17 protein-coding genes are annotated in these 18654 nt (G+C 63.8%); 6 read left to right on the top strand and 11 right to left on the bottom strand.

The features are described 5' to 3' along the window. Positions 1–38: 38 nt before the first annotated feature. The 3 genes from Tal182_RS11840 to Tal182_RS11850 form a co-directional block, all read right to left on the bottom strand. Positions 39–1895, bottom strand: coding sequence for an adenylate/guanylate cyclase domain-containing protein (locus tag Tal182_RS11840; RefSeq protein WP_085859546.1), 1857 nt, complete (start codon positions 1893–1895; stop codon positions 39–41). A 5-nt stretch (positions 1896–1900) separates the two neighbouring features. Beyond that, positions 1901–2419, bottom strand: coding sequence for a FecR domain-containing protein (locus Tal182_RS11845; RefSeq protein WP_085859547.1), 519 nt, complete (start codon positions 2417–2419; stop codon positions 1901–1903). Between the two features lie 124 nt (positions 2420–2543). Then, positions 2544–3689: a citrate synthase gene (locus tag Tal182_RS11850; protein ID WP_085859548.1), complete on the bottom strand. Its 1146-nt coding sequence runs from the start codon at positions 3687–3689 to the stop codon at positions 2544–2546. Between the two features lie 84 nt (positions 3690–3773). On the opposite strand from Tal182_RS11850, the gene Tal182_RS11855 reads away from it, so the two are divergent. Then, entirely contained in the window at positions 3774–4862 is a 1089-nt protein-coding gene (locus Tal182_RS11855; protein WP_085859549.1) for a citrate synthase/methylcitrate synthase, read from the top strand. Between the two features lie 58 nt (positions 4863–4920). Here the strand turns inward: Tal182_RS11855 and Tal182_RS11860 are convergent, their stop codons facing one another. From Tal182_RS11860 to Tal182_RS11875, 4 genes are all read right to left on the bottom strand, one after another. Beyond that, positions 4921–6549 (bottom strand): CTP synthase, encoded by a 1629-nt coding sequence (locus Tal182_RS11860; RefSeq protein ID WP_064806148.1) that lies wholly within the window; start codon positions 6547–6549, stop codon positions 4921–4923. A gap of 144 nt (positions 6550–6693) precedes the next feature. Next, positions 6694–7212, bottom strand: a complete 519-nt coding sequence (gene secG / locus Tal182_RS11865; protein WP_085859550.1) for a preprotein translocase subunit SecG — start codon at positions 7210–7212, stop codon at positions 6694–6696. 118 nt (positions 7213–7330) lie between these two features. Continuing rightward, complete coding sequence (gene tpiA / locus Tal182_RS11870; RefSeq protein ID WP_020921334.1) at positions 7331–8101, bottom strand: triose-phosphate isomerase; 771 nt, start codon at positions 8099–8101, stop codon at positions 7331–7333. Positions 8102–8227: 126 nt separating this feature from the next. Then, a complete protein-coding gene (locus tag Tal182_RS11875) occupies positions 8228–9127 on the bottom strand; it encodes a phospholipase (protein ID WP_085860917.1) in 900 nt (299 codons plus the stop codon). Positions 9128–9346: 219 nt separating this feature from the next. On the opposite strand from Tal182_RS11875, the gene parE reads away from it, so the two are divergent. The 3 genes from parE to Tal182_RS11890 all read left to right on the top strand — a co-directional run bounded on the left by parE (position 9347) and on the right by Tal182_RS11890 (position 13952). Continuing rightward, on the top strand, positions 9347–11434 hold the full coding sequence (gene parE, locus Tal182_RS11880; RefSeq protein ID WP_085859551.1) for a DNA topoisomerase IV subunit B: 2088 nt from the start codon (positions 9347–9349) through the stop codon (positions 11432–11434). Positions 11435–11632: 198 nt separating this feature from the next. After that, positions 11633–12631, top strand: a complete 999-nt coding sequence (locus tag Tal182_RS11885) for an esterase-like activity of phytase family protein (protein WP_085860918.1) — start codon at positions 11633–11635, stop codon at positions 12629–12631. A gap of 115 nt (positions 12632–12746) precedes the next feature. Continuing rightward, positions 12747–13952, top strand: coding sequence for an AI-2E family transporter (locus tag Tal182_RS11890; protein ID WP_064802709.1), 1206 nt, complete (start codon positions 12747–12749; stop codon positions 13950–13952). Between the two features lie 16 nt (positions 13953–13968). On the opposite strand, the gene Tal182_RS11895 is transcribed toward Tal182_RS11890, so the two are convergent. Continuing rightward, entirely contained in the window at positions 13969–14427 is a 459-nt protein-coding gene (locus tag Tal182_RS11895; protein WP_064802711.1) for a GNAT family N-acetyltransferase, read from the bottom strand. A gap of 130 nt (positions 14428–14557) precedes the next feature. On the opposite strand from Tal182_RS11895, the gene Tal182_RS11900 reads away from it, so the two are divergent. Further along, positions 14558–14977, top strand: a complete 420-nt coding sequence (locus Tal182_RS11900; RefSeq protein WP_085859552.1) for a hypothetical protein — start codon at positions 14558–14560, stop codon at positions 14975–14977. Here Tal182_RS11900 and Tal182_RS11905 read toward each other — a convergent pair. The 3 genes from Tal182_RS11905 to Tal182_RS11915 form a co-directional block, all read right to left on the bottom strand. After that, positions 14974–16119, bottom strand: coding sequence for a DUF2336 domain-containing protein (locus tag Tal182_RS11905; RefSeq protein WP_085859553.1), 1146 nt, complete (start codon positions 16117–16119; stop codon positions 14974–14976). The genes Tal182_RS11900 and Tal182_RS11905 overlap by 4 nt on opposite strands. Positions 16120–16209: 90 nt before the next feature. Then, positions 16210–16827 (bottom strand): flavin reductase family protein, encoded by a 618-nt coding sequence (locus Tal182_RS11910; protein WP_064802717.1) that lies wholly within the window; start codon positions 16825–16827, stop codon positions 16210–16212. After that, positions 16827–17411 carry a nitroreductase gene (locus tag Tal182_RS11915; RefSeq protein ID WP_085859554.1) on the bottom strand — a complete coding sequence of 195 codons (585 nt, stop codon included), beginning with the start codon at positions 17409–17411 and terminating at the stop codon, positions 16827–16829. The genes Tal182_RS11910 and Tal182_RS11915 overlap by 1 nt, the downstream gene beginning before the upstream one ends. Positions 17412–17524: 113 nt before the next feature. On the opposite strand from Tal182_RS11915, the gene Tal182_RS11920 reads away from it, so the two are divergent. Next, the gene (locus Tal182_RS11920; RefSeq protein WP_085860919.1) at positions 17525–18628 is read left to right on the top strand and encodes a hypothetical protein; all 1104 of its coding nucleotides are present in this window, start codon (positions 17525–17527) and stop codon (positions 18626–18628) included. Positions 18629–18654: the final 26 nt, after the last annotated feature.

Consider the following 18654-nt stretch of genomic DNA (forward strand, 5'->3'; position numbering starts at 1 on the left):
GATATTTGCGCCGTTCCTAGCCGCTCCCGCAGCGATTGTCAAAGCGTGCGGCTGCGCCACAGCCAGGCGTCGATGTGGCTGGCCCGGCCGCGCAGTTCCGTTTCCAGTGGCCCTTCGATCCGGCCTGATTTGAGGAGCACGCTGTCCGGGCCTGCGGCGCCGACGATTTCGGCGCTGAGCGCCAGCTCGACGCCATGGCGGGCGGCGACCTCCATCAGGCGGCTCCCGACGTTCACCGTATCGCCCGCTGCCGTGATCTGCTGCCTGTCCCCGGTGCCGAGCCGCGAGGCTACGATCGGCCCGCAATGGGCGCCAACCTTGAAGCCGATTTTTTTCCCGGCAAAGCTCCCCTGCGTTCGAAGCCAGGCGCGGGTGCGCTCGCAGAGCCTGACCGCGCAGGCGATGGCCTGGGCGGCATCGTCGTTGGTCGGCTCCGGCAGGCCAAACAGGATCATCGCCCCGTCGCCCATGAAGCTGGTGATGGCGCCGCCGTGGGCGTGCGCCTCCTCATCGATGATTTCGAAGAAACCGCTTAGCACCTCGCTCACCTTAACCGGCCCGAGGGTTTCGCTGAGGCCGGTGAAGCCCGAGAGATCGATGAAGACGACGGCAGCGTTCTGGCGAACCGGGGCGGCAAGGAAATTCGGATGGCGCGCCAGCCATTCTCCAAGGCCGGGCGCCTCGATACGCTGCAGCAGCGCGCTTTGTTCGGCGAAATGGCGGGCGCGGCCACGGTCGAGCCAGAGCTCGGCTGCGCCGAAAATCAGCGCCGGCGGCAATGCTGCGGCGATCGGCAGGGCGGCACTCAGCCAATAGCCATGCGCAAACGCCGCCAGATTGAGCATTGCCCAGACGACCAGCGCCAGCACGATGATGGCATAGCCCGCAGCACTTCGCCGCCAGGCGGTCAGCGAAACCAGCATGATCGCCAGCCCGACGGCGATGGCGGCATCGATCAGCCTGATCCTGTGGTCGCGCACCATGCCGTCGCCGGTGACGAGATGCGTAATCGCGGTCGACATCACCTCGACGCCCGGCATGACGGGATCGAACGGCGTCGGGAAGACGTCGCCGCCGCCGGTGACGGTCGAGCCGATGACGACGATGCGGCCGGTGATCGCGTCCGCCGCCAACTTGCCGTCAAGCGCGTCGGCGGCGCTTGACGTGGCGATGCTGCCGCGCCGGCCATAAAAGGTCACCGGCAGGCGCTGGCCGATATCCGTCGGAATGCGCAATGCTCCGAGCATGATCGCATCGCGTTCGATGCTGGGATCGACACCGAGCGCCACCGAGGCGGCGCGCAGCGGAAAAGCCGGATCCAGCCGGTCTGCGGCGCGCGAAATCAGTGGAATGAAACGCGGCGTGCCGGTCTGGTCGGTAGCGACATTGACGACACCGACCGCGGCCGCGCCGGCAAAGCGGGGAAGCGGCAAGAGAAGCTGATCTGCCTCAGGGATGGCGGCAAGCGGATCGTCCGCCAACTCGGTAACCCGCTGCCGGCTCTGCGCAAAGGTAGCCGCCGCAGCAATCACGCTCGGTCCCGCTCCAAGGGCAGCGGTCACCGCCGCATCGCCCTCCTCCGGTCCCGGATCGACGAGCAGGATGTCGAGAGCCAGAGCCTTCGGCTTCAAAGCGTTGATCGCATTGATGAGGCGCGCCAGTGTCGCCCGGTCAAGGGGATAGCCGTGGGCCGCCGCCGTACGGTCGTCGATCGCGACGATCGAGACGACGGGAGGCGGCGCCTTCGCTCCGACGACGATGCTGCGAATGTCGGCGAGCGAGGCCTCCATCCGATCGAGAAGGCCTATCCCGCCATTGAGATTGAGATAGCCGAGCGTCGCGCCCCAAAGACCGGCGAGCAGTAGCGCGATCACGGTCAGCAGGCGATGATTCATGGCATTTATTGGCCGAGCCGGGCGAGAAGGGCGGCGACACGCGGTGCGGGCCAGCGGCGCACGACCAGCGGCTCGGTTCCGCTGCTAACATCGACGCCCTCGCCTGGTGACAGCACCACCGGCTCGCCGGCTGGCCGGCGGACGGCCACGCTGCCTCTGACGACGAAGACCGAGGTCTTGCCGCCTGCGACGTCGACAGCCCATTGTGTGCCGCGCACGGCAGCGATCGCCTGCGGTGTCACCACCTGGAAACCACCGGCATGCTGACTGCCGTCGACATCGACGAGAATGGCCTTGCGCCGCACCGAGGCCGAATCGGGACTGCCGTCACGGTTGCGGTCGGAGAGTTGGAAAGACGCGCCGGCCTCCGCCGTCACCTTGACGCCACCAGGGCAACTGAGCGTCTGGCGGGCGCCGGCATCGCGCGAGATCGCGCAGCCCGCAGGTTGCGCGAGCGCCGCGTCATGCGGAATGAGGCCGGCAACGAGCGCGGCGGCAAACAGCTTGAGAAACGTCATATTCATGGAAAGCCCCCGTGACCGTGCGGAACTGCTTCTGCGAAAGCACCCGCCAACCGTCTTCTTCCATGCGAGGCATGATAGCCGAATTCGGACATTTCCATAGGCGAAAATAGCAGGCCGCGCATCCTCAAGTGCTGCTCTTCATATCGGGCACCGGTCCGGTATACCGTGCCCGTGGCCGGATCAATTCGCCGCTTTCAATCTGCTCCATCGCATGCGCAAGCCAGCCGGTGCAGCGTGCAAGCGAAAAAATGACGATCGGCGCCTCTCTCGGCAGATCGAAGGCCGCCGTCATCGCGGCAAGTGCGAAATCGATATTGACCTTTTCTCCGACGATCCCCTCGCCCCTGTCCCTGACCTCGGCGAACTCAGGCGGCAGTGAAAATTGCGAAAGCAGCGCCAGCGCCCGGATATCGCCGTCCGGATAGAGCGGGTGACCGAAGGCGGATAAGCGATTGCCCTGTGCAAGGGTGCGGCGGATCGCCTGCGCCGGGCCGAGGGCGCAAGCCGCCTCGATCAACGCATCGACGCTCTGCCAGGCGGCGCCATGCAGCGGTCCCGTCAGCGTCGCCAGACCGGAAAGCACGGCGGCCGATAGCGCCGCACCCGATGACGCGGTGACTCGTGCCGCAAAGGCCGAGGCGTTGAGTTCATGATCGGCAAGCAGCACCAGCGCGCGACGCAGGCAATCGCCGGCCTCCGGCCGCTGCCAGCTTGCCGCGAGCCTGAGATGCAGCGGCCGCTCCGAAGCGCCGGGCGCCAGCGCATCCGCGATCGTTGCAAGAATCCCATGCGCCTCGCGCCGGAGTGCCGCTGGCGAGCGGCCAAGCGACGGCAGGTCCGATGTCACCCGCCCGGCAAGCGCCAGGAACGCGGCCTGAAGCGATGGAAGGCCATGCGCGGTCGCGGTCGAGAAGGCAGGCGTCTCCACTCCATTCCAAAGCAATGCCGCCGTCTGCTCCAGCGTCGCCGTCTCGGCAAGATTGGCCGCGTCCTGGCCGCGATAGAAAAGGCATCCGCTCGAAACGGTGGAGATTGTCGAGGAGAGAACGGGATCGCCCCAGCGGATCGTCTCGGCCGCGACCGTTTCCGCCTTGCGGCGGCCGGCATGGCGATCGGCAAGCCGCCGCACGTCTCCAGCGTGATAGAGGCTGCGGCGCGGATCGGCGGGATCGGGCTTCGCGCGGATGCGCCCTCGGCTGACATTGGCGTAGAGCGTCTGCGGTTTGGTCTTCAGCGTCTGCAACGCCTCCTCGGCGGTCAGCCACGGCATCACGGCCTCACATTGATCAATTGCGTCAAGATTGACGTCAATGAAACTAGGTCGGATCATCCTCGCGGTAAAGGAGAAAACATCATGCAGAACGGCTTGGAAGATGTCATTGCCGCCGAAACGCAGCTTTCGGATGTCGATGGCGAAGCGGGGCGACTGATCATTCGCGGCGTATCGCTGGATCACCTGGTCGCCGGCGGAACTTATGAGGGCGTGGCAGCCCTGCTGCTTGACGGATTGATGGAACGGAGCTTCGATGAAGCGCAGGTGCGCAACTGGCTGGCGGAAGCCCGAACAAGGACCTTTTTCCATGTCCAGGCCGCCGACGCCGCCTTGCTCGCCCTGCCGCCGGTCGATGCGATGCGGGCGCTGATCGCCAGGCAGCCGGACGGTGAGGATTTCGACACCGCCCTCGCCCTGCTGGCAGCGCCGGCAGTCTTCCTGCCGGCGATTCTCAGGCTGCAGCGCGGTCAAAAGCCGATCGCGCCCGATGCCTCGCTGCCGCACGCGGCCGATATCCTGCGCATGCTGACCGGACGATTGCCGACCCAGGAGCAGACGGCGGCGCTCGACACCTATCTCGTGACGATATCAGACCATGGCCTCAACGCCTCGACCTTCGCATCGCGCGTCATCGCCTCGACGCAGGCCGGCCTCACCTCTTCGGTTCTGGCGGCGTTGAGCGCGCTGAAGGGGCCGCTGCATGGCGGCGCGCCCGGTCCGGTCCTCGATATGCTGGATGCGGTGGGAACGCCTGATAATGCTGGCACATGGCTTGCCGATGCACTCGATCGCGGCGAAAGGCTGATGGGCTTCGGCCACCGCATCTACCGCGTCCGCGACCCGCGCGCCGATGCGCTTAAAGGCGCGCTGAAGCCTTTGATCGCGTCAGGCCAGGTCGACAGCGCCCGCGGCGAACTCGCCGAGGCGGTGGAAGCCGCCGCATTGGCGATCCTGAAAGCGCGCAAGCCGAACCGGCCGCTCGACGTCAATGTCGAATTCTATACCGCGCTACTGCTCGAAGCGCTCGGCTTTCCGCGGCAGGCCTTCACCGGCGTCTTTGCGATCGGCCGCACGGTCGGATGGCTGGCGCATGCCCGCGAACAGGCGCTCGACGGCCGGCTGATCCGCCCTCGTTCGGTCTATATCGGGCCGTTGCCAGCCGCTGCCTGAAATTGGAATGGCCGATTAGCCAGATCGCGCATAATCGCGCGATCTGGCGCCGCATGCGTCAGACGAGACGGCTCTGTTCGGTCGCCGCTTCGATGAAGCTTGCAAACAGCGGATGCGGGTCGAGCGGCCGGCTCTTCAGTTCCGGGTGATATTGCACGCCGATGAACCACGGATGATCGGGGTATTCGATCGTCTCCGGCAGCACGCCATCCGGCGACATGCCGGAGAAAACGAGGCCGCAGCTCTCGAGCCGATCCTTGTAGTCGATATTGACCTCGTAGCGGTGGCGATGACGCTCGGAAATATCCGTCGAGCCGTAGATATCCGAGATCTTCGTGCCCTTCTTCAGCGCCGCCTTGTATGCGCCGAGACGCATGGTGCCACCGAGATCGCCGGCTGCCGTCCGCTTCTGCAGTTCGTTGCCCTTGACCCATTCAGTCATAAGACCGACCACCGGCTCCTTCGCCGGGCCGAACTCGGTCGACGACGCGTCCGGCACATCGGCGAGATTGCGCGCCGCCTCGATGACGGCCATTTGCATGCCGAAGCAGATGCCGAAATAAGGCACCTTGCGCTCGCGGGCGAAGCGCGCCGCATGGATCTTGCCCTCGGAGCCGCGCTCGCCGAAGCCACCGGGCACCAGGATGCCATGCACCTTTTCGAGATAGGGCGCCGGATCTTCCTTTTCGAAGACCTCCGACTCGATCCACTCGAGCTTGACCTTGACGCGATTGGCGATACCGCCATGATGCAGCGCCTCGATCAGCGATTTATAGGCATCCTTGAGGCCGGTATATTTGCCGACGATCGCGATCGTCACTTCGCCTTCCGGTGTGCGGATGCGATTGCAGACCTCTTCCCACTGGTCAAGGCGCGGCTTCGGCGCCGGCTCGATCCCGAAGGCGGCGAGCACTTCGTCGTCGAGGCCTTCCTTGTGGTAAGCCATCGGCACGTCATAGATATTGGCGACATCGAGCGCCTGGATGACGGCCGACGGACGCACGTTGCAGAACAGCGAGAGCTTGCGGCGCTCGGCTTCCGGAATTTCGCGGTCGGCGCGCACAAGCAGGATATCGGGGTGAATGCCAAGCGCCTGCAGTTCCTTGACCGAATGCTGCGTTGGCTTGGTCTTCAGCTCGCCGGCCGCCGGGATGTAAGGCATCAGCGTCAGATGGACATAGACGGCGGTGCCGCGGGGCAGGTCATTGCCGAGCTGGCGGATCGCCTCCATGAAAGGCATTGCTTCGATATCGCCGACCGTGCCGCCGATCTCGCAGATGACGAAATCGTAGTCCTGATTGCCCTCGGTGACGAAATCCTTGATCTCGTTGGTGACGTGCGGGATGACCTGCACCGTCGCGCCGAGATAGTCGCCGCGGCGTTCCTTGTCGATGATGTTCTTGTAGATGCGGCCGGTGGTGATGTTGTCGGTCTTGGTCGCCGAACGCCCCGTAAAGCGCTCGTAGTGGCCGAGATCGAGATCGGTTTCCGCGCCGTCGTCGGTGACGAAGACCTCGCCGTGCTGGGTCGGGCTCATCGTGCCCGGGTCCACGTTCAGATAGGGATCAAGCTTGCGAAGCCGGACCCTATATCCACGGGCCTGCAGCAACGCTCCGAGAGCCGCGGCCGCAATTCCTTTTCCGAGGGAGGAAACCACGCCGCCAGTGATGAATACGTATCGCGCCATGGGCTTCACCGGATACCTTTTCAAAAACGATTCCGCCAGCCCCAAAAATTCTTTTCCGGAATTTTCGGAGAGTGGCGCGGGAATCTGCACAAAAGAAAACCGGCAGACCCGAGGGCCTGCCGGCGGTTTATGTCGAAGTCCGGTTTACTGTCCCGTCGGGACGCCGGAAGGCTGAGCCGGCGCCGGCGCGGCCGGAGCTGCGGGCGTTGCCGGGGCAGTGGCTGCCGGAGCAGTCGTTGAAGGCGCCGTGGCTGCCGGAGCCTCTGCTGCGGGAGCTTGCACGGCCGGAGCCTGTGGTGCGGGCACAGCCGCACCGCTGCTTGGAACACCGTTGCCGGCCGGCTGGTTCGCCGGAGCCTGTGCACCGCCGCCGAGCGAATCGAGAATGCCGTTGCCCTGGCCGCTCGTCGCGGGGATGCGGTTGAGGATGTCGCTCGGACGGCCCTCGTAGCGCGTCAGTATGCCGAGGCCAAGCGAGGTGAGGAAGAACAAGGTCGCAAGGATCGCGGTCGTGCGGGTCAGCGCATTGGCCGTGCCGCGGGCCGACATGAAGCCCGAACCGCCGCCGATGCCGAGGCCGCCGCCTTCCGAGCGCTGGATGAGCACGACGCCGACGAGGGCGAGCACGATCATGAGATGGATGACAATCAATACTGTCTGCATGGGTCCAGTCCTGCCCGCCTGGAGACGGACATAAATAAGAATTCTGGCGGCTCTTTACATGAGGCTCTCGCCTATTCCAAGCCCTTCCGCCGGAATAAACCGAGCTATGAACAACGCGTCAGGCGAGCAGCGCCTCATAGGCCCGGTAGATGGCGAGGAAGTCGGCGGCTTTCAAGCTCGCCCCACCGATCAGCGCACCGTCGACATTAGCGATGCCAAGCAGTTCTCCGGCATTGGCGGGCTTGACAGAGCCGCCGTAGAGAAGCCGCATCTTGCGGCCCTCGTCGCCGAAGCGGGACACGAGCTCCGCCCGCATGAAGGCATGCGCCTTCTCGACATCGCCCGATGTCGGCGTCACGCCGGTACCGATCGCCCAGATCGGCTCGTAGGCGATGACTGTGTTCTCGGCGGTTGCGGCATCGGGAACCGATGCGGAAAGCTGGCGCTTGATGACGTCGAGCTCCTGCCCGGCGCGGCGTTCGTCGGCCGTCTCGCCAATGCAGATGATCGCAGTGAGCTCGGCAGCGAAAGCCGCCTCCGCTTTAGCGCGGACCAGATGATCCGTCTCGGCATGGTCGGTGCGACGCTCGGAATGGCCGACAATCACGTAGGTGCCGAAGCTATCGGCGATCATCTCGGCGGAAATGTCGCCGGTATGCGCGCCCGACGGCTTCTGGTGGCAGTCCTGCGCTCCGATCGCCAGCGGACTGTCGGTGCAGAGCGCGGTTGCCACGTAGAGCAGCGTCGTCGGCGGGCAGATCAGCGCCTCGACCTTGTCGGCGAGCGGCGGGCGAACACCCTCGGCGATCGCTTTGATCTGATCCAGGGAGGCACGCGTGCCGTTCATTTTCCAATTTCCCGCCACCAGCGGGCGCACGTCAGGTGTCATGCCGGCCTTCCACAAACTTCATATCCCTGGCCGCATATCAAAAGCTTGCGCCAAAGAAAAGCATCATGCCCCTGACGTAACGGGAATCTCTGCGATCCCGAGCATATTTCTGCCGGAAAACGCCCGTTAAGCCGCAAGAATCCAGTTCAAGACCCTGCGCCAGTCGACCATTCGGATCGGCGTTCCGTGATTACCGGTCTGAAACAGCGTGAAGCGCGTCGGATATTTCGCCTTGAGCAGGCTCTCGAACAGCGCCTGCTGGTCGGCGGCGGCATAGACCGGATCGCGGCTGCCATGCGCGAACCAAAGCGGCAGCTTCGCCTTGTAGAAGGCGCTTCTGGTGAAATCCGGATCGGTGACGCCGCTCATGATCAACATGCCCTTCAACCGCTTGACGCTGGCCTCGTCACGCGCGATGCCCCAGCAGACCTGACTGCCCATGGAGGCGCAGGACAGGATCACGGGCCGGCCGGGCGATTGCGCGCTGGCATGGCGGATGAGGCCTTCGATCGCGGCAACGCCGTTGCTGTCGAAACTCCTGACTGTCGGCGAATAATAGACGCCGCCATTACCGGCGACGAGGTTCTTCAGCCGGTTGAAATTGCCGCCGAAGCTGTAATCGTTGGCCCCGAGCCGGCGGTCGCCGTCGCGGCCGTGGATGAAAATCACCGTGAAGGCAGCGTTCTGAGCTGGTCCCACCCTGGTGACATCGAGCCTGATGCCGTCGAGCGAGAGGGTTTCATCCGCTTGGGTCTTGCGGATGCCGAGCGACACATATTTCTGCTGCGCCCGCTTCTCCGGGATCTGGTCGCGGCCATTGATATCGCGCATTTCGTCATAATCGATGACCTCGAAGGCGCCGTCGTCGCTTGTCTGCAGCACGGTCTGCTTCGAGAACAGATCATCCTTGAAAGCTGGCAGGACATCGGCCGCCCGCGCCGGCCCGCCGGCGGAAAGAACGGCTGCGGACAGCAAAAACGCCGCAATTGCTGATATAACGGTGTAATCACTTGTGGACATTCGCATGCGGATGGTTTCCTGAAGCCTGCCGCCGCTTGCCATTCCGCGCCCGGCAACGCAAATCATGTGTCAAAGCCCGCCAATCCGGCGGTGTCGCGTATCGCGGTGCTTTCTGGCAGAATCTGCCTGATTCGCAAACGTGACATGAAATGCGGTGATTTTGGGTCGGCGGCTGATGCAAGCCCCAAGCCACACCCACGACAGGACGAAGATCTGAACGGCTCCATGGACGACAGCAACGACCTTTTTTCCGGACTGCCCCTCTCCGAAAAACGCGACGAGGCGCAGAAGCCTGCCGCGCCGAGCGAACGTCCGCCGGCGGCCGCTCCCTTGACGGCCGTGCCCTCGGCGCCGGCGCGCCCGGCGCCTGTCGCCTCGAACGCGGATGACTATGGCGCCTCGTCGATCCGGGTCCTGGAAGGCCTCGAGCCGGTGCGCATGCGCCCGGGCATGTATATCGGCGGCACCGACGAAAAGGCGCTGCATCACCTCTTCGCCGAGGTCATCGACAACGCGATGGACGAAGCGGTTGCCGGACACGCCAATTTCATCGAGGTGCATCTCGATCTGCAGGGCTATCTCACCGTCACCGACAACGGCCGCGGCATTCCGGTCGAGAACCATCCGCAGGTGCCGGGCAAGTCGACACTCGAAGTCATCATGACCAAGCTGCATGCCGGCGGTAAATTCGACGGCAAGGCCTACGAGACATCGGGCGGCCTGCACGGCGTCGGCGTGTCGGTGGTCAACGCGCTCTCCGACTTCCTCGAGGTCGAGGTGGCGCGAAACCGCAAGCTTTACCGCCAGCGCTTTTCCCGCGGCCTGCCGCAAGGTGGGCTCGAAGAACTGGGCGACGTCCACAATCGCCGTGGCACCCGGGTGCGCTTCCATCCCGACCCCCAGATATTTGGGGACCACATGAAGTTCGAGGCCGCCCGCGTCTTTCGCATGGCGCGCTCGAAGGCCTACCTCTTCGGCGGCGTCGAGATCCGCTGGAGCTGCGAGCCGGGCGTACTGCCCGAAGGGTCGGAGGTGCCGGACAAGGCCACCTTCCATTTCCCCGGCGGCCTCAAGGACTATCTCCAGGCGACGATGGGCAAGGAATTCACCGTCACCCGCGAGATCTTCGCCGGCAAGACGGAGAAGGCCAGCGGTCACGGTTCGATGGAATGGGCGATCACCTGGTATGGCGGCGACCCGCAGGTGCATTCCTATTGCAACACCATCCCGACGCCTGAAGGCGGCACACATGAGGCCGGCCTGCGCATCGCGCTGACCAAGGGCCTGAAGGCCTATGCCGAGCTGACCCAGAACAAGCGCGCTGCCCAGATCACCACCGACGACGTGATGATCTCGGCCGTCGGCATGTTGTCGGTCTTCATCCGCGAGCCGGAATTCGTCGGCCAGACCAAGGACAAGCTTGCGACGGTCGAGGCCCAGCGCATCGTCGAGAACGCGCTGCGCGACCCCTTCGACCACTATCTTGCTGACAACCCGAACGAAGCGGCCAAACTGCTCGACTGGGTGATCGAGCGCGCCGAGGAGCGGCTGCGCCGCCGCAAGGAAAAGGAAGTCAACCGCAAGACGGCGGTGCGCAAGCTGCGCCTGCCGGGCAAGCTTGCCGACTGCTCGCAGAACACCGCCGAAGGCGCCGAACTCTTCATCGTCGAGGGCGATTCGGCAGGTGGCTCAGCCAAGCAGGCGCGCAACCGCGCCAACCAGGCGATCCTTCCGCTGCGCGGTAAGATCTTGAACGTCGCCAGCGCCGGCCGCGAGAAGTTCGGCGCCAACCAGCAGCTCGCCGATCTGATCCAGGCGCTCGGCTGCGGCACGCGCTCGAAATACCGGCAGGAAGATCTGCGCTATGAGCGCATCATCGTCATGACCGATGCCGATGTCGACGGCGCCCATATCGCCTCGCTGCTCATCACCTTCTTCTATCAGGAAATGCCAGAACTGGTGCGTGGCGGCCATCTCTTCCTCGCCGTGCCGCCGCTCTACAAGATTACTCAAGGAGCGAAATCCGCCTATGCCCGCGACGACAATCATCGCGCCGAGCTGATGCAGACGGAATTCAGGGGCAAGGCCAAGGTGGAGATCAGCCGCTTCAAAGGTCTTGGCGAGATGATGCCGGCCCAGCTCAAGGAAACCACCATGGATCCGGCCAAGCGCACCCTGCTCCGGGTGCTGATCGACGAGGTGGATTTCGAAGGCACCCGCAGCGCGGTCGACGATCTGATGGGCACCAAGCCCGAAGCCCGCTTCCGCTTCATCCAGGAGCGTGCAGCCTTCGCCGAAAACCTTGATATTTAAACACCTCTCAGGCGCGCCGAACGATCTGACAGATACGCCCGGCGCGCCGCATTTTAGCATCTGCGATTTCACGGAACTGACGAAGAACCGTAACAACTCCGTCAAATAACCGGCGCATGAAGCGGACGGCGCGCGACCTCCCCGGGGAGAAGCGCCTGCGCCGGTTCGAGCCGTTTTCAACCCTTGCCGGATTTTGCCATGACCAAGCGTTTTGCCGCGACTGCCGCTTTCGTTCTCCTGTCCAGCACCGTCCCCGTCAGCGCCACCGATATCGGCGCCACTTTCACAAGCGCCTGCCCCTTCGGCGATTGCGCCACCGGCATTTCGCTCTCCTATCTCGGTGAATTCGTCATCCCCACAGGTCAAATGGAAAACGGCGTCGAGTTCGGCGGCATCTCAGGCCTCGATTTCGATGCCGCTACCGGCCACTTTATCGCCATCAGCGACGACCGTTCGGACAAGGCGCCCGCCCGCTTCTATGAACTCGACATCGATGTCGATGCGTCGGGCCTCAAGGGCGTTTCCGTCGTCAAGCATGTGACGCTGAAAGACAAGAACGGTGAGCCCTTCGCCGCCAAGACCGTTGACCCGGAATCGATCCGCCTCGGCAAGGACGGCTTCTACTGGGGCAGCGAAGGCGATGCCAAGGTGCTGCTGCCACCCTTCATCCGCGTCACAGCGCCGGACGGTTCGTTCGTGCGCGAGTTCAAACTGCCGGAGGGCTTTGCTCCGACCGTCGACAAGTCGACCGGCATCCGCGACAACCTCGCTTTCGAAGATCTCGCGGTCGCGCCCTCGGGCGACGTTTTCGTCGGCGTCGAAGCCGCCCTCTATCAAGATGGCCCGAAGCCGTCGCTGATGACGGGCAGCCTGTCGCGCATCATCCGCTATGACGGCGCAACCGGCGAGCCGAAGGCTGAGTATGTCTATCCCGTCTCGCCGATTCCGCAGGCCGCCATCAAGGCCGACGGTGGCAACGACAACGGCATGTCGGAAATACTCGCCCTTGACGATCACCGCCTGCTCGCCATCGAGCGCAGCTACGCCGAAGGCTTCGGCAATAACATCGAGGCGATGTCGATCGGCAAGGCCAAGGACGGTACCGACGTCCTCATCCTCGGCTCCGACAATAATTTCTCGACCACTCAGAAGACGCAATTCTACGCGTTCAAGGTTCTCAGCCGCCCGCGGCAGTAAGACGCCGTGTCTGACGGCCGAACAGTGATGCTTTATATCAGCTTTCACGGCGCGGACCTTGAAACCGCCGGGTTCATGGCCCATAACCAGAGTACAAGAATAAGAAGAGGCGCGCGTGGGTGTGTTCGACCGTCAGAAAACCAATCATGAGCCGCGATGGCTGGGGTCGTCGGCGCCGACGCGCACGCCGCTGATTCCCTCCATCTCGGCGGCGCGCTGGCTGCTGGTGCTGGTCGCCGCCGCCGGGGTCTATTTCTTCTACGGTTTCCTCGTGCCGGTGCTGGCAGCTCTCGTCATCGGCTTTGCCAGCTGGCCGCTCTATCGCAAGCTGCTTGCCCGCGTCGGCGGCAATACGACGGTCGCCGCGACCATCGCCATCCTCATGATCCTTACCTTCCTGGTCATCCCGATCGGGCTCGCGGTCACTTATACGACGGGCGAAGTGCGCACCTGGCTCGCCTGGGCGATCCACGCCAACCGCGCCGGCGCCTCTACACCGAATTGGATCGTCGCCTTGCCGTTTGCCGGCCCCTATCTCGATGATCTCTGGACCAAATATGTCGGCAGTCCCGGCGCGCTCGGCGAACTCATCCAGGCGATCAGCGGCGCTCATATCGGCAACATCTATCGCGCCGTGCTGGCAGCCGGCGGCGGCGCTTTCCATCTTCTCCTCACGCTGCTCTTCATGCTGATCGCGCTGTTCTTCGTCTATCGCGACGGCTTCTCCTTCTCCAAGCAGATCGACATGCTGGGCGAGCGCATCTTGCCGAACCGCTGGGAGCGCATTTCCCGCGTCGTGCCGGCAACGATCAGCTCCACCGTCATGGGCATGACGCTGATTGCCATCGGCGAAGGCATCGTGCTCGGTGTGGCTTATTGGATCGCCGGCGTGCCGTCGCCGGTAACGCTCGGCGTGCTCACGGGGGTGATGGCCCTGATACCGGGCGGGGCGCCGCTCTCCTTCACGCTGGTTTCCATTTATCTCCTGGCGAGCGGCTCGCATGTCGCCGGCGTCGGCCTCTTCGTCTGGGGCACGGTCGAGCTTTTCATCGTCGACAAGACGCTGCGGCCGAAGCTCGTCGGCGGCCCGATCAAGCTGCCCTTCCTGCCGACCTTTTTCGGCCTTGTCGGCGGCGTCAAGACGATGGGTTTTCTCGGCCTCTTCATCGGCCCGGTGCTGATGGCGCTGATCGTCGCCATCTGGCGCGAATGGATCCATGAGGCCCGCAACGCCGAGAGCAGCGAGAGGGTGCCGCAGATCGTCATCGACGAACAGGCACCGCCGCCGTCCAAGCCGATCCCGCGCGTCGCCGAAGGCTGAACTGCCTTCGTGAAGCCTATCCCAGCCGCTTTTCCATGAACAGGCTGAGCGGATCCGGCAGATAGGTGCCGAAAGCCTCGATCTCCCGATATCCGTATTTGCGGTAGAGGGCGATCGCCTCCGGCTGATAGATGCCGGTCTCGAGCCGGATCGCCGTCAGCCGCTTTTCCCTCGCGATCGCCTCCAGCGCATTCATCAGCCCGCTCGCGATCCTCAATCCCCTCGCCTGCGGGTCAACGAACATGCGCTTGATCTCCGCCGTGCCGTCGCCGGCCTCGACCAGCGCGCAGCATCCGACGATCGGCCCCTCATTGCGGGCGACGAAGAAGCTTACCGAAGGTTTCTCCAGCAAGGAGAGGTCGACCAGGTGGTTGCTCTCCGCCGGATAGAGCGACGCTGCATAGGCGTCGGAAAGATCGAGAAGGCGGATGACGCCGTCCTGGCGCGGCGGCTCCTGGGCGATAGTGACGGACATGATGGTTTCCAGTGTTTGCGGGAGGCGCAAATTTTTGCCGAGATGACGAAGAGTTAATGCCTTCGCCTTGTTTCGGTTGGAATTGCGCCGTCTAAGGCGATCTCAGGTTCAATAGCCAAGGAGGCAGAATATGCAAGCGGTGCTCATCGCAATGACCATTCTCGGTTGCGACGATTCCGTCAGCCAGTGCAGCTATGTCGCGACCGTCGACAAGCGCTGGGAAACCGTCGCCGCTTGCGATGCCGAAGCCGAACGCCGGCTAAAGGCCTATGCCAATGTCAGCTATCCCTCTGTGATCGCCGTGTGCGAGGCGCCGAAAGCGCTTGCCGTCGCCGAACCGCCGAAACCGGCGCCCTTGCCTGCGGCCGCGGCCGACACCGCTCCCGTGGCACCCGAAGAACCAACAGGCCTCGCCGGCTTTGCTGAAAACATCGCCGGCCAGGTCCGCGCACATCTGCCATCCGGCCGAGACGTCAAGGAGACGCTTTCCAAACCTGTGCATTTCGTATCCGCCAGCTATTCCTGGGTTGTAACCAGACTGAACGATTAAGCCGCCGCAAGCGCCGCATAGACACGGGCCGATTGCCGCTGCTCGGCGACATGAAGCTTTTCCACCATGTCGAGCAGTTCTCCGACCGCGCCATGTGCGCCACTGTGATCGCGGAATTTTTCGAGAAGACGGCCGCCGACAGTGCCGAGCACGCTGCCCGGCGCCTTTCGAACGGCCTCGCGCCACAGAAGCGTCGCCTCGACGAAGATCACGCTGATATCCCTCGACAGGCCGGCGGATTCATAGAGCGCGCGCACGGCATGCATGCGCCCGGTTGCCAGGATCGAGCGCACCCTGCGCTCGCTGCACTCTGTCAGATCGACGATTGCAGCGGCGAAGAAGTCCAGCCTGCCGACGCAGAGCGCATGCATGAGCAAGGAGGGCGTCAGCCGGCCGTTGAGGCGCAGATGCTCGACGAGATCCGGTATCTCCCGCGGCGCGATATCCCCGGCGATCGAAACGATGGCTGCCTCGGTCGCCTCGCGGCTGATGCGCTGGAGCCGCTGCAGACCGATCGCCGCCTGCGCCAGCGGCAGGCCGACCAGCGCATTGCTGACATGCTGGGTGAGCAACTGACGGGCATCGGCCGGAAGATCGCTGCGGTCGAGCAGCAGGTTGCGAATATCGCAGCAATCGCCAAGCCGCTCAGCGATGCGTTTCAACGACTGGCTGGAGATGGCCGCGCCGTCGTTTTCAAGCAGGCAGAGCACTTCGTCTTCATCGCCGACCTCCGCGAGTGCAGCCGAGACCGGACGGGTGACATGGCCTCTGGCCGCGATCAGCATGCGAGTGGCGCCGTTGCCGCGTGCGGCGAGGTCGACAAGATCGGCGTCGCTGAGAAGCGGCGAACAGGTAACGGCGTGGCAGGCAACCTCGGGCTGGTCCGCGGCAAGCGAAAGGATCAGGCTGCGCGGCGCGTCGGGCGACCAGGCGATCGCCTCGGCCAGCGCCAGCCGCACACGCGGCGACGGGTCATCGAGAAGAAAGGTCATCGCCATCTCGGCTGCCGCCCGCTCCTCGCCGCTCATCTCGGATTGCAGATAGGCTCGACCGAGTGCGTTCGCGGCCCGGGCCCGATCACCGGTCTTGGCCGTTTCGATCCAACGAAGGAAAGCTTCTACGATCACGCGACGCCCCAGCACTTGAACGCGATTCCTTCGCGTTTCATTCAATGCTGTGACCGTAGCGACAAAAGGTTTAAGATTGGTTCACCATATTTCTTAAGCCTTTGCTCAGGCTTCCGCCTTTGGTATCTGCGGCCGAAACATCTCGAAAACATCGCTGCCTTCGCTGTAATCCATGTAGCCCATGCGGGCCACAGGTCGGGCGATCGACATGTCCAAGCGGCCGTCCCTGACGATCGCCTCGTCGATATGGATGCCGACCACCTCGCCGAAGACGAGAACGTTTTCAGACGGCGCGCCCGATAACGTCTTCGGCTCGATGATTTCGGTGACCCTGCATTCGAGCACGGCGTAAGCCTCGCCGACATAGGGGGCGTCGATCAGTTCGGACTGTTTCGGCGTCAGCCCGGCGAAATCGAATTCGCTGTTGCCGTAAGGCAGCGCCGCCGAGGAGAGGTTCATCTTTTCGGCGAGATCGCGGCTGACGAAATTGCAGGTGAAGGCGCCGGTTTCCGCCGCATTGCGCTGGCTGTCCTTGCGTCCGGCGGAAGAAAACATCACCAGCTTCGGCCGGTCGGCGACGGCGTTGAAGAAGGAATAAGGCGCAAGATTGATCGAACCGTCCCGGCCCTTGCTGCCGATCCAACCGATCGGCCGCGGCGATACGATCGCCTTGAAGGGATCATGCGCGAGTCCGTGCCGGTTGCCGTCCGTCGTGTAGAACATCAGTCCTCTCCACCGACCCAGGTCACGGTATCGGCAAGCTCCGGCCGCGGCCGCTCGATCGCCGGGAATGTCGTCGAGCCGATATGGATGAAACCCGCCACCTTTTCGCCGGGCTCGACGCCGAGCAGCGGATAGGCGCGCTCGTCATAGGCGAACCATTCCGTCAGCCAGTTGGCGACATAGCCGCTGGCATTGGCGGCGAGAATGACATTGAAGCAAAGCGCGCCCGCCGACATCAGCTGCTCCCATTCCGGGATCTTGATATGCGGCCCCGCCTTGCTGACGACGGCGACAACGACCGGTGCGCGGGTGAAGCGGGTGCGCTCGACCTGGATCATCTCTTCGGAAAGCTCCGGCTTTGTCTCGAGCGCCAGCTTGAGAAGCTCCTCGCCAAGGCGCGCACGCTCATCTCCGCGATAAACGATGAAGCGCCAGGGAGCGATCTTGCCGTGATCGGGAACACGCGAAGCAAGCCGCAGGATCTCCTCGATCTCGGCCTTTTCAGGGCCGGGTTCGCACATCTGGAAAGCGGGAATGGAACGGCGCACGGCGAGGTAATCGATCAGCTTGATATCGGATTTCATGCGGGAGAAACTTTCATTTTTATGCTGCTGCAAAGCGTGGGTCTTGAATTTGCCATCGCGTTGGTCTTGAAGTGGCCTTTGCGATTTCAGAAGTCAATCGGTTCACGAAACAGATGTTTGGCATTTCGCCTCTTGCACGCATCGGCCTCGCCATCGCTCTGATGGTATTGATGCCCATCGGCGCCGGTGCGCAGGATGCCTTCAAGGACTTCAAACAGCTCGATTCGACATCGAAGATGCCGAAGCTCAACGCCTTCATTGCGCCCGGCACCGCGCCCGAAGGAGCCAAGCTGCGCGACATCGAAATGGAAGCCAAGCTGACGGCCGACGGTACGCCTGTCGAGGATGGGCTTTCCTGGTATGTCTTCAGCCCGATCGCCGGCACCGACGGCAAGCTGCCGCTGATCGCCAGCGCCAAGGGCGGACCCGCTGCCTTCCAACTCGCTCCGGGCGATTATTTCGTCAATGTCTCCTTCGGCCGCGCCGGCGTCACAAAGAAGCTGACCGTGCCCGCTGACGGAGAAGTCGACAAGCAGGTGATGGTCCTCGATGCCGGCGGCCTGCTGCTCAATGCCGTCTCCGGCACCGATGCCCGCATCCGCCCCGACCAGTTGAGTTTCTCGATCTATTCCTCGGAAATGCGCGACGACGGTGAGCGCGGCCTCGTCGTGGCCGATGTCTCGCCGAACACTGTCGTGCGCCTCAATGCCGGTACCTATCACATCGTTTCCGAATATGGCAGCGTCAACGCCGTCATTCGCGCGGACATCCAGGTCGAGGCCGGCAAGCTCACAGAGGCAACGATCCAGCACCGCGCCGCCCAGATGACCTTCAAGCTGGTCTCCGAAGCCGGCGGCGAGGCGATCGCCGACACCGCCTGGTCGATCCTGACGGCAGCGGGCGACAGCGTCGGCGAAAGCGTCAGCGCCTTCCCGACCATGGTCCTTGCCGAAGGCGAATACTCGGCCGTCGCCCGCAACAAGGACAAGATCTATCAGCGCGATTTTACAGTGGTTGCCGGCCGGAATACCGACGTCGAAGTTCTGATGAAGGACCAGCAACCGCAACAGCCCGAGAGCCCGGCGGCCCGCACGGTGCAGCAGGCGCCGGCCGGCACGCCGCCGCCCCCGGGTGTCCAGCCGGCTCCAGAGGAGCCTCTGCCATCCTACGAACAGCTCGTGCCGCAGGGCGGCGGCGACGGCGCCAGCCTGGATTGATTCTGCCGGGCACGCTTCTCCGGCGT

Source organism: Rhizobium sp. TAL182, assembly GCF_002117725.1.
In the GTDB taxonomy this organism is placed as follows: Bacteria; Pseudomonadota; Alphaproteobacteria; order Rhizobiales; family Rhizobiaceae; genus Rhizobium; species Rhizobium esperanzae.

What these genes read in the sequence shown, in the direction of transcription:
- Tal182_RS11845 (WP_085859547.1), bottom strand. Translation starts at nt 2,419, where the DNA reads ATGAATATGACGTTTCTCAAGCTGTTTGCCGCCGCGCTCGTTGCCGGC.
- Tal182_RS11885 (WP_085860918.1), top strand. Translation starts at nt 11,633, where the DNA reads ATGACCAAGCGTTTTGCCGCGACTGCCGCTTTCGTTCTCCTGTCCAGC.
- Tal182_RS11895 (WP_064802711.1), bottom strand. Translation starts at nt 14,427, where the DNA reads ATGTCCGTCACTATCGCCCAGGAGCCGCCGCGCCAGGACGGCGTCATC.
- Tal182_RS11855 (WP_085859549.1), top strand. Translation starts at nt 3,774, where the DNA reads ATGCAGAACGGCTTGGAAGATGTCATTGCCGCCGAAACGCAGCTTTCG.
- Tal182_RS11875 (WP_085860917.1), bottom strand. Translation starts at nt 9,127, where the DNA reads ATGCGAATGTCCACAAGTGATTACACCGTTATATCAGCAATTGCGGCG.
- secG (WP_085859550.1), bottom strand. Translation starts at nt 7,212, where the DNA reads ATGCAGACAGTATTGATTGTCATCCATCTCATGATCGTGCTCGCCCTC.
- Tal182_RS11915 (WP_085859554.1), bottom strand. Translation starts at nt 17,411, where the DNA reads ATGAAATCCGATATCAAGCTGATCGATTACCTCGCCGTGCGCCGTTCC.
- Tal182_RS11860 (WP_064806148.1), bottom strand. Translation starts at nt 6,549, where the DNA reads ATGGCGCGATACGTATTCATCACTGGCGGCGTGGTTTCCTCCCTCGGA.
- Tal182_RS11850 (WP_085859548.1), bottom strand. Translation starts at nt 3,689, where the DNA reads ATGCCGTGGCTGACCGCCGAGGAGGCGTTGCAGACGCTGAAGACCAAA.
- Tal182_RS11840 (WP_085859546.1), bottom strand. Translation starts at nt 1,895, where the DNA reads ATGAATCATCGCCTGCTGACCGTGATCGCGCTACTGCTCGCCGGTCTT.
- Tal182_RS11920 (WP_085860919.1), top strand. Translation starts at nt 17,525, where the DNA reads ATGTTTGGCATTTCGCCTCTTGCACGCATCGGCCTCGCCATCGCTCTG.
- tpiA (WP_020921334.1), bottom strand. Translation starts at nt 8,101, where the DNA reads ATGACACCTGACGTGCGCCCGCTGGTGGCGGGAAATTGGAAAATGAAC.
- Tal182_RS11900 (WP_085859552.1), top strand. Translation starts at nt 14,558, where the DNA reads ATGCAAGCGGTGCTCATCGCAATGACCATTCTCGGTTGCGACGATTCC.
- parE (WP_085859551.1), top strand. Translation starts at nt 9,347, where the DNA reads ATGGACGACAGCAACGACCTTTTTTCCGGACTGCCCCTCTCCGAAAAA.
- Tal182_RS11910 (WP_064802717.1), bottom strand. Translation starts at nt 16,827, where the DNA reads ATGTTCTACACGACGGACGGCAACCGGCACGGACTCGCGCATGATCCC.